Source organism: Ramlibacter sp. (assembly GCF_050250995.1).
Classification (GTDB): Bacteria; Pseudomonadota; Gammaproteobacteria; order Burkholderiales; family Burkholderiaceae_C; genus Ramlibacter.
Genome location: NZ_JBFWNP010000015.1, coordinates 21,039 through 34,008, shown reverse-complemented (window position 1 = coordinate 34,008; position 12,970 = coordinate 21,039). Strand labels below are relative to the sequence as shown.

The 12,970-nt window shown below is 67.4% G+C and carries 16 protein-coding genes; 9 read left to right on the top strand and 7 right to left on the bottom strand.

Translation table 11 applies throughout. The annotated features are described in order from the left end of the window. Positions 1-19 precede the first annotated feature (19 nt). Entirely contained in the window at positions 20-1,540 is a 1,521-nt protein-coding gene (locus tag AB7E83_RS12310) for an amidohydrolase family protein (RefSeq protein WP_428569741.1), read from the top strand. Positions 1,541-1,561: 21 nt separating this feature from the next. Here the strand turns inward: AB7E83_RS12310 and AB7E83_RS12305 are convergent, their stop codons facing one another. The 7 genes from AB7E83_RS12305 to AB7E83_RS12275 all read right to left on the bottom strand — a co-directional run bounded on the left by AB7E83_RS12305 (position 1,562) and on the right by AB7E83_RS12275 (position 7,572). Further along, positions 1,562-1,915, bottom strand: coding sequence for a response regulator (locus AB7E83_RS12305; RefSeq protein WP_428569738.1), 354 nt, complete (start codon positions 1,913-1,915; stop codon positions 1,562-1,564). Further along, positions 1,912-3,435 carry an RAD55 family ATPase gene (locus AB7E83_RS12300; protein WP_428569736.1) on the bottom strand — a complete coding sequence of 508 codons (1,524 nt, stop codon included), beginning with the start codon at positions 3,433-3,435 and terminating at the stop codon, positions 1,912-1,914. Before AB7E83_RS12300 ends, AB7E83_RS12305 begins: the two co-directional genes overlap by 4 nt. Then, positions 3,401-4,201, bottom strand: a complete 801-nt coding sequence (locus AB7E83_RS12295) for a sensor histidine kinase (RefSeq protein WP_428569733.1) — start codon at positions 4,199-4,201, stop codon at positions 3,401-3,403. The genes AB7E83_RS12300 and AB7E83_RS12295 overlap by 35 nt, the downstream gene beginning before the upstream one ends. Positions 4,202-4,241: 40 nt before the next feature. Continuing rightward, positions 4,242-5,018 (bottom strand): metal ABC transporter permease, encoded by a 777-nt coding sequence (locus tag AB7E83_RS12290; RefSeq protein ID WP_428569731.1) that lies wholly within the window; start codon positions 5,016-5,018, stop codon positions 4,242-4,244. Next, on the bottom strand, positions 5,015-5,944 hold the full coding sequence (locus AB7E83_RS12285) for a metal ABC transporter substrate-binding protein (protein WP_428569728.1): 930 nt from the start codon (positions 5,942-5,944) through the stop codon (positions 5,015-5,017). The genes AB7E83_RS12290 and AB7E83_RS12285 overlap by 4 nt, the downstream gene beginning before the upstream one ends. Further along, entirely contained in the window at positions 5,925-7,109 is a 1,185-nt protein-coding gene (locus tag AB7E83_RS12280; RefSeq protein WP_428569725.1) for a hypothetical protein, read from the bottom strand. Before AB7E83_RS12280 ends, AB7E83_RS12285 begins: the two co-directional genes overlap by 20 nt. A 70-nt stretch (positions 7,110-7,179) precedes the next feature. Next, complete coding sequence (locus AB7E83_RS12275; protein WP_428569722.1) at positions 7,180-7,572, bottom strand: hypothetical protein; 393 nt, start codon at positions 7,570-7,572, stop codon at positions 7,180-7,182. Between the two features lie 153 nt (positions 7,573-7,725). On the opposite strand from AB7E83_RS12275, the gene AB7E83_RS12270 reads away from it, so the two are divergent. The 8 genes from AB7E83_RS12270 to AB7E83_RS12235 all read left to right on the top strand — a co-directional run bounded on the left by AB7E83_RS12270 (position 7,726) and on the right by AB7E83_RS12235 (position 12,954). Further along, the gene (locus AB7E83_RS12270) at positions 7,726-7,992 is read left to right on the top strand and encodes a CopG family transcriptional regulator (RefSeq protein WP_428569719.1); all 267 of its coding nucleotides are present in this window, start codon (positions 7,726-7,728) and stop codon (positions 7,990-7,992) included. A gap of 11 nt (positions 7,993-8,003) precedes the next feature. Then, entirely contained in the window at positions 8,004-8,399 is a 396-nt protein-coding gene (locus tag AB7E83_RS12265) for a DUF1398 domain-containing protein (protein WP_428569716.1), read from the top strand. Positions 8,400-8,533: 134 nt separating this feature from the next. Further along, positions 8,534-8,953, top strand: a complete 420-nt coding sequence (locus tag AB7E83_RS12260) for a GFA family protein (RefSeq protein WP_428569713.1) — start codon at positions 8,534-8,536, stop codon at positions 8,951-8,953. Positions 8,954-9,282: 329 nt separating this feature from the next. Beyond that, positions 9,283-9,702 (top strand): DUF1810 domain-containing protein, encoded by a 420-nt coding sequence (locus tag AB7E83_RS12255; protein WP_428569710.1) that lies wholly within the window; start codon positions 9,283-9,285, stop codon positions 9,700-9,702. Positions 9,703-9,752: 50 nt separating this feature from the next. Further along, positions 9,753-10,163 (top strand): deaminase, encoded by a 411-nt coding sequence (locus AB7E83_RS12250; protein ID WP_428569707.1) that lies wholly within the window; start codon positions 9,753-9,755, stop codon positions 10,161-10,163. 163 nt (positions 10,164-10,326) lie between these two features. Further along, positions 10,327-12,165, top strand: a complete 1,839-nt coding sequence (locus AB7E83_RS12245; RefSeq protein WP_428569704.1) for an AI-2E family transporter — start codon at positions 10,327-10,329, stop codon at positions 12,163-12,165. 74 nt (positions 12,166-12,239) lie between these two features. Next, positions 12,240-12,608 (top strand): type II toxin-antitoxin system RelE/ParE family toxin, encoded by a 369-nt coding sequence (locus AB7E83_RS12240; protein WP_428569701.1) that lies wholly within the window; start codon positions 12,240-12,242, stop codon positions 12,606-12,608. Continuing rightward, a complete protein-coding gene (locus AB7E83_RS12235) occupies positions 12,598-12,954 on the top strand; it encodes a helix-turn-helix domain-containing protein (protein ID WP_428569698.1) in 357 nt (118 codons plus the stop codon). The genes AB7E83_RS12240 and AB7E83_RS12235 overlap by 11 nt, the downstream gene beginning before the upstream one ends. The last annotated feature ends 16 nt before the right edge of the window (positions 12,955-12,970 follow it).

Genomic DNA, 12,970 nt, shown 5'->3' with positions numbered 1-12,970 from the left:
CCGCCCCCAGGAGTCCCCGATGCTGTCCGTCGAAGACATTGCCCGCCTGACGCCCGCCGAGCGCGACCGGTTTCGCAGCCCCATCCCGACGCGACCGGTGTCAAGCGACGAGTACCTGCCCGCGCCGCAGTCCGCGAAGCAGCGCGAGTTCGAATCGCGCATCGGCGCGCTGGGCACGCAGCTCGCGAAGCACCAGGGCGTGTCGCGCCGCCGCTTCTTCCAGAGCGCCGCGGGCATGGCCGCCGCCTTCGTCGCGATGAACGAAACGTTCGGCCCACTCTACCTCGTGAGCCGCGCCGAAGCGGCGACGCCCGAGATGGCCGATGCGCGCGCGGCCGGGCTCAAGGGCCAGTTCATCATGGACATGCACACGCACTTCCTGCGCGACGACACGCGGCTCGAAGGCTTCGTGCGCTCGCGCGAGGCGGTGGGCAAGGCCGGCTGGAACCCCGCGCTGGTCGGCAAGCCGCAGACGCTCGACGACCTGAAGTTCGCGAACTACTTCAAGGAGATCTGGCTCGACAGCGACACGAAGGTGGCGCTGATTTCCGGCTCCGGCTCCGAAGACCCGCGCGACTGGTTCCTCACGAACGAGATGAAGGCGAAGGCGCGCGAGGAAGTCAACATGAAGGCCGGCGCGCGGCGCATGTTCTCGCACGCGATCTTCATGCCCGGCCTGCCCGGCTGGCTGGACAAGGTCGACGAGGACCTGGAGAAGCTGAAGCCCGATTCGTTCAAGGGCTACACCGTCGGCGACAACACCAACAAGCATCTCGCGCGCCACCCCTGGCACCTGGACGACGAGAAGCTGCTCTATCCCTTCTACGAGAAGCTGGCGCGCGCGGCGCGCACGCGGCCCAGCCTCGCCAACGTGTGCGTCCACAAGGGCCTGTTCCCAGAGTCGGTGACGCAGCGCTTCCCCGATCTGCTCAAGCATGCCGACGTGCGCGACGTCGCGAAGGCGGCGAAGGACTGGCCGCAACTGAACTTCATCGTCTACCACTCGGGCTACCGGTCCGGCCCGGTCGCGCCGTCGTGGGAACAGTTCGAGCGCACCGGACGCATCGACTGGGTGACGGACCTCGCCGAGATTCCGCGCAAGCACGGCGTGAAGAACGTGTACGCCGACCTCGGCCAGATCTTCGCGCAGAGCACGGTGTCCGAGCCGCGGCTGTGCGCCGCCATGATGGGCCAGCTGGTCGCGGGACTCGGCGCCGATCATGTCGTGTGGGGCACCGATGCGGTGTGGACCGGCGCGCCGCAGTGGCAGATCGAGGCGCTGCGCCGGCTCGAGATCCCGCAGGACATGCAGCAGAAGTACGGCTTTGCGCCGCTCGGCGCGGCCGACGGTCCGGTGAAGCGCCAGATCTTCGGCGACAACTCCGCGCGGCTCTATCACTACCGACCCGAACAGCGCGCGGCGCTGAAGGACGATTTCGTCGCTGTCGCGAAGGCCGAATACGATCTGCACGGCGAGGGCCGCACGAACCTGCGTTACGGGTACATGCAGCCCGGGCGCGCGCCGCTGCACCGCGGGTAGCGGCGCGGCGGCGGCACCGCGTCACTTGCCGACGATCTTCTCCACCGTGCCGAGCAGCGTCTCGAACGTGAAGGGTTTCTTCAGCACCGCAATCCACGTCCCCTCGGGATGCTGCGAAACATCGATGGCGCTCATGATCACCGCCGGAACGTCCTGGCATTGCGACTTCTTGCGCAGCGCCGCGACGAGTTCGTAGCCGGACACGTAAGGCATCATCACGTCGGTCAGCACCAGGTCGGGCTGCGCGCCTTCCACGATCTCCAGCGCCTCCCGGCCGTTGCCGGCCCGGATGGGTTCGTACCCGCCCATCTCCAGCGTCGCGCAGATCGTCTCCAGAAGGTCGAACTCGTCGTCGACAACGAGAATCTTCTTCATTGCATTCCCCCCACGCGCCTCGGGAAGCCCGACAGGATGGCTTCCGCGCTCTCGAAGGAATCGTTGACGCTCAGTCCGCCCGCACCCAGCTTGAACTCGCGGATGGAACTGTCGTAGTCGCTCTCGCGCATCTTCATGATCGAGATGAGCCGGTGCAACTGCGACTTCAGCTCCACATACCGCAGCAGCAGCACCGTTTCGACGACATGCGCCAGCTCCGGCGTGGACACCTCGAGCTCCGTGCCGAACAGCGGCAGCTCCTCGGAAATGAGCGTCGTCACGTCCCAGGCGCGCAGCTGGTTCGTCAGGGCGGAAAGGAATCTCGGCAAACGGTCGGCATAGACGGATGCCGCGGCGAAGCCCTGGACGCCGTCGACGAACAGGCGCCGCCGGGACGGCTCCTCGCCGCGCACCCGCTCGAGCAGCGACTCCGCGAGCGAGTCCATGTAGTGTTCCAGCGGCGGCTGCCACACGAGCTGGATGGCGCCGCTGTCGACATGCTCCTTCAGGGGAATGCCCATGGCTTCGGCGCGCTCGATCAGGCGCGGGGGCGGCTCGTAGAAACCGAAATACATGCCCTTCTGTCCGCGCTTGGCGCCTTCGACGAGGAAGCTGAGGCCCAGCGTCGTCTTGCCCGAACCGGGCGCGCCGATCAGGGCCACGGTGGAGCCGGACAGCACGCCGCCGCGCATCATGTCGTCGAGGCCTTTGACGCCGAAACTCATGCGCTCGCGCCGCTCGTCGCCGTGGGTCGGCGGGCTGTCGAACTGGATCTCGGTGCGCGGGTGGATCTGGATTCCGGCGTCGGTGATTTCCACTTCGTGCCGCCCGCGCAGGTAGCCGGAGCCGCGGAATTTGTGGACCGTGAGTTCGCGCACGGCGCGCGGTCCGATCAGGTGGTCCGACAGCTCCAGAACGCCATCCACCATCGCGTTCTCGTCGCTGCGGCTCACATCGCCTTTGTCGACCGCGCACAGGAACGTGGTGGTCGCGGTCATCGAAGTGAACGCCTGCAGCTGATTGAGGAATTCCTTGGCGTGAACGCGCTCGTCGGCCGCCTCCTCGATCGACTCGAGTCCGTCGATGATCAGGATGCCGGGCTTCTCGCTCATCACGGTGGCCTGGATCAGGGACAGCACGCCGGGCAGGCCGTTCTTGCGCAGGGTCTGGTAGGCCGCGATGTACTTCAGGCGCGTGCCGACGACCTTGGGGTCGAAGAATCGCAAGGTGGACAGATGATTGAACATCTTGGCGTGCGATTCCGCGAGCACCGTGATGTAGACGCACTTGCCGTCGGTCAGCGCCAGATGGTTGAAGCAGAGCTGATTGGCCAGGATCGTCTTTCCCGCCCCGGGCGGGCCGTACAGCGTGTAGGTGCCGCCCCGGAAAAAGCCGCCCTTCAGGATGTAGTCGAGCCGCGGTATCTGGCTTTCGATTCGCGCAATCGCGTGCGGCTCGACCGGCCCGTTCGCAGCGGCGCGTTTCTCATCGCTCTCGGAGGACGTTTCTTTCGTGGCCATCCATGTTTTCATTTGTTGTGATGGGAAGAAGCACCGTGAAGCGTGCGCCGCCGGACGGCGCGCCGGTCACCTCGATGCGGCCGCCGTGGGCACGGACGATCTCTCGCACGATGTACAGGCCCAGGCCGGCCCCGTCGCCGCTCGACGCCGTGACGAGCCGCTCGTAGGGCTCGAAGATCCGCGCGCGATCCTCCGGTGCGATTCCGCGTCCGGTGTCCTCGACCACGATACGCGCGCCCTCTTCGGTGCGCTCGGCATACAGGTCCGCCCGCGGCCCGCCGTACTTGATCGCATTGGTCACGAGGTTGCTCACCACCTGTTCCATCCGCAGCCGGTCCCACTCGCCGAAGAGCGGCTCGCAGGAACGAACGTCGAGAACGCAACCGCGCCCCCGCGCCATTTCGGAATGGCGGGCCGCCACGTCGTGAACGAGCGCGCAGAGGTCGAGCGTCTCCCGATGCAGGACAAGCCGGTCGCTTTCAACCTGCGCACTGTCGAGCAGGAGATCGACCATGTGGACCAGGCGCGTCAGCTGCCGCTTGGGCACTTCCAGGAGCCGGGTGACGACCGCGCTGTCGATCGAATCCTTGTCGCGGCAGGCGTGCTCCAGCATCTGCAGGTTCAGCAGGATCGTCGAGATCGGCGTGCGCAGCTCGTGGGTCGCGATCTGCAACTGCCGGTCCCGCGCGGCAATGGCGCGTTGAAGCGCCTCCGCGTTCGGGGCCGCAATGCAGTTCGGCGGATCGCACTCGGTCGCATTCGTCATCGGCGGTAGCCTAACGACGGGCGCAGCCTGCGCCTGTAGGCTAACGCCGAGCTATGCCGTGCATGTCGTCCGAGTGCGGACGTAGCCGCCAGGCGCTACCCAGTCCGAGCAGGCAAAGAGAGAGCGCCACGCACGCGCCGCTCGGCCCGTCGAAGCCCCAGGAGACGGCCATGCCCAGCGCGCAGGCGGCACCGCCCGCCGCGATGGCGGTGGCGAGGCCGTGTCCCCGGCGCGTCCAGAGGGCCGGTGCGATCAGCAATGCGAAGACGAGATAGAGGCCCAGCGTCTGAACCGCCACGGACAAGGTCAACGCGAACAGCGGATAGAACATCGCGTCGCGCGCGAGCGCGGCCCCATGCGCCCTCGCCGCGACCGTAACCACGACGCCTGCCGCGACGGCGAGCAGGAGCACCGAGGACCACGGCACCCACAGCACGTCGGCGGCCAGCAGTGCCGTAAGCCGTTCGCGCCCATGCGGATCGAAGGCCACCGCGACGACGCAGGCGGCGGACCCCGCCACGTACACGAGGCCGATGAGTGCTTCGCGCTGCTCCGGCCAGCGCTGCGCGAGCCAGCGCACGAACGCCGCACCCGCCAGCGCGGCGACGGCGGCGGCAGCCGTCGCCGCCATCGGCGGCGCGCCTTCGACCGCCATGCCGACCGCGAGCACGCCGAGCGCCGCCACCTGCGCCACCGCGAGGTCGATGAAGACGACTCCGCGCGCCAGCACCTGCGCCCCGAGCGGGACGAGCGCGAGCGTCGCCGCCAGAAGCGCGGCGGCGGGCGCGGCGAGCCAGGCAAAGTCCGCGGGCGTCATCGCTGCGCCGCGAGCAGGCGCTCGATCAGATGGTCGAACAGCGCGGCCAGCGTGTTCGCGGGCGGCTCGTCCGTCACCGTGGACGGCAGTTGCAGCAAGGTCGCGCCCGCGCCGAGCTGCTGCGCGAGCCATTGCCCCGCGCGCGGGTCCTGGTGGGCCGACACGACGATGGCACGCGGCGGCGCGCCCTTCGCCGCGTCCAGGATCTTCTGCAGATGCCCCGGCGTCGGCGGCACGCCGGGCTTCGGCTCGAGGTCCGCCACCTGCTCGATGCCCAGCCAGCGCCAGACATACGCGAACGTCGAGTGCTGCGCCGCGACGCGCATGCCGCGCAACGGCGCGGCGCGGCGTTCCCATTGAGCGATGCGCGCCTGCCAGTCCGTGCGGAACGCGGCCAGCCGCGAGCGGTAGCCCGACGCGCCCGGCGGATCGACCGCTTCGAGGCGACGGGCAAGCACCTCCGCGATCTCGAGCACGCGGCGCGGGTCGAGGTGGGCATGCGGATTGCCGGCCGCATGCACGTCGCCATCGGACGCGGAAGCGTTCGGACGCGGATCGATCAGCGTGAGGTGGTCGGCGGCGAAGAGCATGCCCGGCGCGCCCTTCTGCACGCGCGGGTTGCCCGAGCGTTGCTGCAGCGTCGGCAACCAGCCCGCCTCGAGATCGGCGCCCGTGCAGACCGCCAGGTCTGCCTGCCGTAGCTGGGCGATGAGGCTGGGCCGCGCCTCGATGTGATGCGGGTCCTGACGCGCGTGGGTGGCGCTGCGCACGTCGGCGGCGGGCGCGAGCTGTTTCACGAGCGCCGCCCATTCGGGCTCGCAGGTGAAGACGTTCAGTGCCTGCGCGGAAGTGGTTGCGAAGAGCGCGCCGCATGTGAGTGCGGCGCTGAACGCGGCGCGGCGGAAGTCAGAACGAGTGGGCCGCATGCGCGCCTCCGGTCAGGATGTACTGGATCTGCACTGCACGAGTCGCGCCGGGAAAGCCGACGCGGTCGTTCTGCTTCGTGAGCTGGACTCGCAGCGTCTGCGTGTGGGACGGCTTGTACGCGAGCATGAGGGCCGACTCGCGCAGGCGGCCATCGTCGAAATGGTCTTCGTGCGGTCGCCGCACCTTCAGCAGGTCGGCGCGCACGCCGGCTTCCCAGGCGGGCGCGAAGCGCCACACGACACTGAGGTACGACGCGCGATGCGAATCGCCGCGGGTCGCGAATCGATTCACGCGGTCCACCCAGGCATGTTCGTAGGCGACGCGGACCTGCTGCTGCCGGTTGTTGCCATCGGGCGACCACTTCCATGCGAGATCGGCCACGCGCATTCGCCGTCCGCCGAATGCGGCGCCGTGGCTGTGTGCGTGAGCCGGCTCCGATTCGGAGGCGTGGTCGTCGTGGTCTTCGGCATGGCCGGCCTCCGCGTCGTCTTCGAGCGCCCCGCCCCGGCGGTTGTGCACCAGCGACAGACCGGCCTGCCAGCTCTGGCTGCGGCCGATGTCGCCGCCGATTCGCCCCGTGAGCACCAGCACGCCGGGCCGCTTGGTGGCCGCGGCGTCGGGGACGAGACCGCGGCCGCGAAAGGCTTCGAGCCCGAAGCGCATGTAGACGTCGGTGGGCGCGGTCCAGTTGATGCGCAGCCCGTCGTCGATCCAGTGGCCGCCGAAGAACGCGCGGTACAGGAGCGGCCGCTCGACGAAGTCGTCGCTGTGCGGATGCTGCTCGTTGAGGTAGCCGAGCTGGGAGGCGAAGCGGCCGGCGCGGACCTGCAGTCCTGATGGGAGTGTGCGCGTCTGGAGCCAAGCCTCTTCGAGTTCGAACTCGAACTTGCGCTCGGCGGTGTGCGTGACGGCGGTGACCTGCGCATCGAAGTGACGGCCGAGCGGGCCGCGTGCGCTGACGTCGCTGTGGCCGAGGCCGAGGCCTCTGTCGCGCTGGCCGAGGGCGAGTTGTCGCGACGCGGCGGAGAGGTCCAGCGCGTAGCCGAACTGCCAGGTGTCGGGCTGCTGGGCGGATGCGGTGAGTGCGGCGAAAGCGAGCGTGGCCGCGAATACCGGGCGCGCTGCGCCGATGGGAATGGGATTGTTGAAGTTGTGCAAGGCCATCTCACTGAAAAGTCGAACGGGACCGGCGCCCTCGCGTGAGGACGCGAAGGCATGGGCCGGGAACGGGATTTCAGTGGGAAGGAGGCGGACCGCGCGCGTCGAAGAGCGCGCTCCAGCGGGCCTTGAATTCGGCTCCGCTGGCGATGATGAATGTGCTGAAGACCGTGACGTGCACGAGGACCGTGGCCGCGGGCGCACAACCCACCTGGCCGATCGCGTCGTAGAGCCGACAGTCGGCGTCGGCGGTGTGGCCGTTGAACAGGGCCTCGATGCGCGTCGAGGCGTGCGTGCGCGAATCCGCGAAATGCGCGTGGGCGGTCGCAGCGGAACTCTTTCGCATGCCCTCGATGTGCGCGCCCCGGTGGATGAGGCCAAGCGTCTGTGCCAGCAGCATCGCCAACAGCCACGCCAGCACGACGATGCGGGCCGTGCGGGTGGGGTGGGTGAGGCTGTGGCGGAACATCGAGGGGACTGCGAATCGGGCGAGGAGCGAAGGGGCATTATCAGGTGGTCCCGGCGGTTCGGGGGACTCGGGCGAAAACTTCGGCTACTGCGCGCGGACTTTCATGCCTGCCCCATGGAGCACACGCGTGCTACGCTGACGCGCGAGGGTTCCATGAGCATCACAAACAGCCGAATCTCCGACGACCTGAAACAGCGCATCGCCCGCGCGGCGGCGCGCGCCGGAGTATCGGCGCACGAACTCATGGTCGAAGCCATCGCGCACGAGACCGAGAGGGTCGAGCGTCACGCAGACTTTCACGAGGAGGCGGATGCGCGGATGGAGCGGTTCCTGGCGAGTGGCAAGTCCATTCCGTGGCATGAGGCGCGAAAGTACGTTCTCGACCGTGATGCGGCAACGGGGCGGAAACCCATCCGATGAAGAGAAGCACCATGCACGAGAACACCAGGACCGTCATCCAGTCCACGTTCGAGGCATCGAACGGGGCCGAGATCCATTTCGGCGAAGCAGTTGGACGACTCCTGGCCGTCGAGGTCGAGTCGTACCATGTCGATTACCGCTCAGGCCGAACGACTTTCTACCTGGCCGACGGCGACACGCTGGACCTCGCTTTCGATCCTGCCTCTGGCGCGACTCCCAAAACCTTCGACGCAGACGCTGTGCGTGCGGCAATCCTGGGGGCCCAGCAAGGACGGGTGATGTACCCCGAGTTCAAGGCACTCTCGCAGCGCGCGGGGTGCATCGGCTACACGGTCTGGATGACCGGACGCCATGTCACGTACTTCGGCCGCAATGGAGAAACGCACGTCGAGCGGTTTCCGGATTGAAGGGTCGAGCGGTAGCCAGCAGTGCTAGTGAGGGATATCCGGATGGAGCGCGGCGGACCGTGCCCACGCTGGCCGGTGCCTGAGGGGGAGCAATGTCTGCTTTGGGTCGGAAGCGGACGTCCCATAATCGCAGCATGGATTCGAATCTCTCCGGCCGATGCGCATGCGGCTCGGTGCGCTACACGTGCCGGAGCGCGCCGCTCGCGATGCTGAACTGCCACTGCCGCGATTGTCAGATCTCCAGCGGGGCGCCGTTTGCATCCGGCGTGGTCGTCGCGAGTGCCGATCTGGAGGTGCAAGGCAGTCCGGCAACGCACTCAGTTCGCGCAAGTAGCGGCATGCACACCACGCGTACCTTCTGCGCCGACTGCGGCACTCCTCTCTTCACGCAGAGCGAGGCCAATCCGCAATTCACGTCGATCCGGTTCCCGACGCTGGAAGATGCAGCGAGCTTTGCGCCGATGCTCGACATATGGACGTCCAGCGCGCAGCCTTGGGTCTGCCTCGATGGAAAGATTCCTCACTTCGACCGGTCACCTCAGCCGCCCAAGTGAAGCCACCGCGGCGCAAGACGTGAGCCTGCTTTCGATCCGTCTCGCGCGGCGGCTCTTTCCGACTCCGCAACCGGTGAGAAGCTGATGTCTGCTTCCGGCCAGAAACTGTCATCCGTGTTGACCGAGGCAGCAGCGGGCACAAGGTCCCGCGGCCTAGGCTCCAATGCACTTCTTTATCGAAGCCCTTGCGTAAGGAAACCAGCCGGCGGTCACATTCGGACAAACGGGCGCGGTTCAATTCGTTGGGCAGACGAATCGGACGGACCGATGTAAGGAGAGCCGCTGGGCTAGCGAACGGCTGTCAAGTCGAAGCAGAATATGCTGAAGAAATGGACCCGTTCAACCTCCAACGCTTCGTCGACGCACAAGCCCCGGTCTGGCGCGCGGTGAGAGCGGAACTCGACGAGTCGGCGAAGCGATCGCACTGGATGTGGTTTGTGTTCCCCCAGCTTGCTGCGCTCGGTCGCAGCGACACCGCGAAGTTCTACGGGATCAGCGGCCTCGACGAGGCCCGGGCTTACCTTGACCACCCCGTGCTCGGCCCACGTCTGCTCGAATGCTGCAACGTCTTGTTGAATGCGAGAAGCGCGTCGGCGGAAGAAATCTTCGGCGACATCGACGCAATGAAACTCCGCTCGTGCCTCACCTTGTTCGAGGCAGTGTCGTCGAACCCGATCTTCACGAGATGCATTGATCGCTTCTTCGGCGGCGAGCATGATCCGTTGACGAAACAATTGCTCGCTGGCTGAGTTCGGTCTGCACGCCTCGCAACAGCATCGGCGCCCTTCCGCTTCAAACAATGAAACGCCGCCCCTTCCTCGCGCTATCCACCGTCGTCGCCGTCCCGGCGCTTCGCGCCCAACCCTCGCTCCCCCAGCACCGCTGGTACGAAGCCGCCGAATCCATGCGCCGCCTCGCCCTCGCCCAAGGCGACCAACCCTACGGCGCCGTCGTCGTTCACTCCGACCGCATCGTCGGTCAAGCCCCCAGCCGCGTCATCCAGCGCAAGGACTCCGACGCCCATGCCGAACGCGAAGCCATCCGCGACGCACGCGAGCGATTCGGCCCGGACGCCCTCCGCGGCGCGGTGCTCTACTCCACCTCGCGTCCTTGTGCCCTGTGCGAGGCAACGGCCGCACAAGCAGGTGTCGCTCGAATGATTCATGGCCCCGGCCTGACGGATGCCGGCCCGCCTGCAAGCTCACGCTGAGCTGCGTCCGTAGAAGCCCACGGCGAGAACCTGCGCCATCTCCAGATCGGCGCGCGAAGAGACTGCCGACTTCACGTTTCGAAACCCCACCGGGTCGCCCGCAACAGGTATCCTCAAACCCGACCTCCCTCCAACCCCCGGCCTCCGGCCCAGCCGCCTCGCGATGCGCCCCATCTCTCTCGCCCCGTCTTCAGGTGCTTCGCGAATCATCGCTGCCACGTGTGTCATCGCCCTGCTCTATGTGGGGCGCGAAGTCCTCGCGCCGCTGGCCCTCGCCGGCGTGCTGAGCCTCGCGCTCGCGCCGCTCAAGCGCCGGCTCGCGGGCAAGGGCTTCGGCCACGCAGGAGGCGCGGCCATCGCGGTCCTGATCGCAACCCTCAGCATCGGCCTCGCCGCCATCTTCCTCACCTCGCAATTCGTCGATGTGGCGAGCGACCTGCCCCAGTACAAGCAGGCGATCCGGAGCAAGCTGCAGCGCGCCCGCGACGTGGTCATCAACCCCCTGGAAAAATTCCGCTCCGACATCGTCACCATCGTTCCCGATGCGCCTGCCGCGCGCCCGCCTGCCCCCCACTCCGACGCGCTGGCGACGCGTAACGACCCCACGGCCTTCTTCCTGTCGTCCCTCTGGGGTCCCTTGTCGAAGGCGGGGATGGTGCTCGTGCTGCTGGTCTTCATCCTGCTGGGCCACGAGACCATCCGCGAACGCGTGATCCGGCTTGCGGGCGAGGCGGAGGTGGGCGGGACCATCGAGGCCATCGAAGACGCCGCCCAGGGCGTCTCGCGCTTCCTGTTCTCGCAGTTCGTCGTGAATGCGACATTCGGCGTCGTGCTGGGCCTGGCGCTGTGGATCGTCGGCATTCCCAATCCCGCGCTCTGGGGTGCGCTCGGCGCGCTGTCGCGGTTCGTGCCTTATGTCGGCGCGTTGGGCGCGGGTGTCTCCATCGCGGCGTTCGCGGCGGCCGTCGATCCCGGATGGTCGCTGATGTTCTGGAGCATCGGCAGCTTCCTCGTGCTGTCGGGCCTCGTGGCGCACTTCGTGGAGCCGCAGGTGTATGGACACACGGCCGGCCTCGCGCCGCTGGGCGTGGTGCTCTCCGCGATCTTCTGGGGCTCGGTCTGGGGGCCGCTGGGGCTGCTGCTGTCCACGCCGATGACGCTGTGCCTCGTGGTGGCGGGACGCTACATCCGCGCGCTGGAGCCGATCACCGTCATCTTCGGCGAAACGCCGGGGCTGTCCGAAGGACTGCGCTTCTACCAGCAAGCGCTGTCGGGCGATCCGCAGAACATCGTGGCGGCCGCGCGACCGTACCTGCGCCGCAACAACTTCGCGCGCTACTGCGACCAGGTCGTGCTGCCCGCGCTCGCGCTGGCCTCGTCGGATGCGCGGCAGTCGCGCATCGGCAAGGAGCAGCAGGAGCGCGTGCGCCTGAGCATCCGGCAGGCCGCGGAGGCGCTCGACCAGGCGGCGCCGGCCGTCGATGCGAGCCGCAGGCGCCGATCGGCATCGCTGCTGGAGGCAGACATCGGCGCCCATCTGCGCCAGGTGCGCTCGACGCGGCTGAGCCTCTGGCCGGGGTCGCGGGAGGACCTGAAGTCGTCGCACGTGCTCTGCGCGGGCCTGGATACCGAGCGCGACGGCCTGATGTGCGAACTGTTGAGCCAGTCGCTGCGCGACGAAGGCGTGGAGACGAGGAGCATTTCTGTCGATGCCCGCTGGGACTACGGCGGGAGCGTTCCCGGCCCGGCGGCGGTCGGTGGCACCGTGCTGGTTTCCACGGTCGTGCTCGCCTACCCACTGGAAGAGGACCACGAGGCGTGGCAATCCGCCTCGCTCAAGCTGCGCGACGCCTACCCGTACGCGATGGTCCTGACGGTGAAGCCGCCCTATCAGGAAGGGCTCGCCGACGAGGCGCTGGTGCGCGGCCCGGTCGATCTGGTGGTGCGATCGTTCTCCGAGGTGGTGGCATTCGTGCTGGCACTGCGGGAGCCGGCGGCGTGAGCGCTGTCCTTTGACGGCGCTTCCACCGAGGGGCGGTATTCGGCCCCCATACCGAATACGGTATATTGGAGCCGATGCGCTTACCGCTCCGAGAAAAACCCCTGCACTGGGTCGGCTCTGCCAAGAAGGACTTGCTGGCAATGCCGGCTGGCGTGGTTGACGACCTGGGTTATGCACTCGGCGCGGTGCAGATGGGAGCCACGCCGGCACAGGCCAAGCCATGGAAGGGCGAGGGCTCAGGGGTGCTGGAGCTGGTGGAGACGCACCGCGGCGACGCGTTTCGCGCGGTGTACACGATACGCTTCGCCGAGGCGGTCTATGTGCTCCACTGCTTCCAGAAGAAGTCAAGCAGCGGAATCCGTACCGCGCAGAATGATGTGGACCTGATTCACGACAGGCTCAAGGTGGCTCAGAAGCATTACAAGGAACACCATGAAAGCTAAATCCAAACACCCCGCGTCGGGATATGTCGAAACCGGCTCGGGCAATGTATTCGCGGATCTCGGCTTGCCGGATTCCGACGACCGACGTCTGCGTGTGCAGTTGGCCATGCGGCTCATCGATCTTCTCGAAGGCATGACACAGACCGTTGCCGCGAAGCGCCTTGGGATTTCCCAGCCTCATGTCTCGGAGCTGAAGCGCTTCAAGCTGGCTCGTTTCTCGAGCGAACGCCTCCTGCATCTCATCACCCTGATGGATCGCGACGTCGAGATCTTCATCCGGCCTCGAATGCCGAGTCCACGGCGGGGCTCGATGGCGGGCGAGGTTACCGTGTGGGCGGCTGCGTGACCCCGCTCGATAAGCG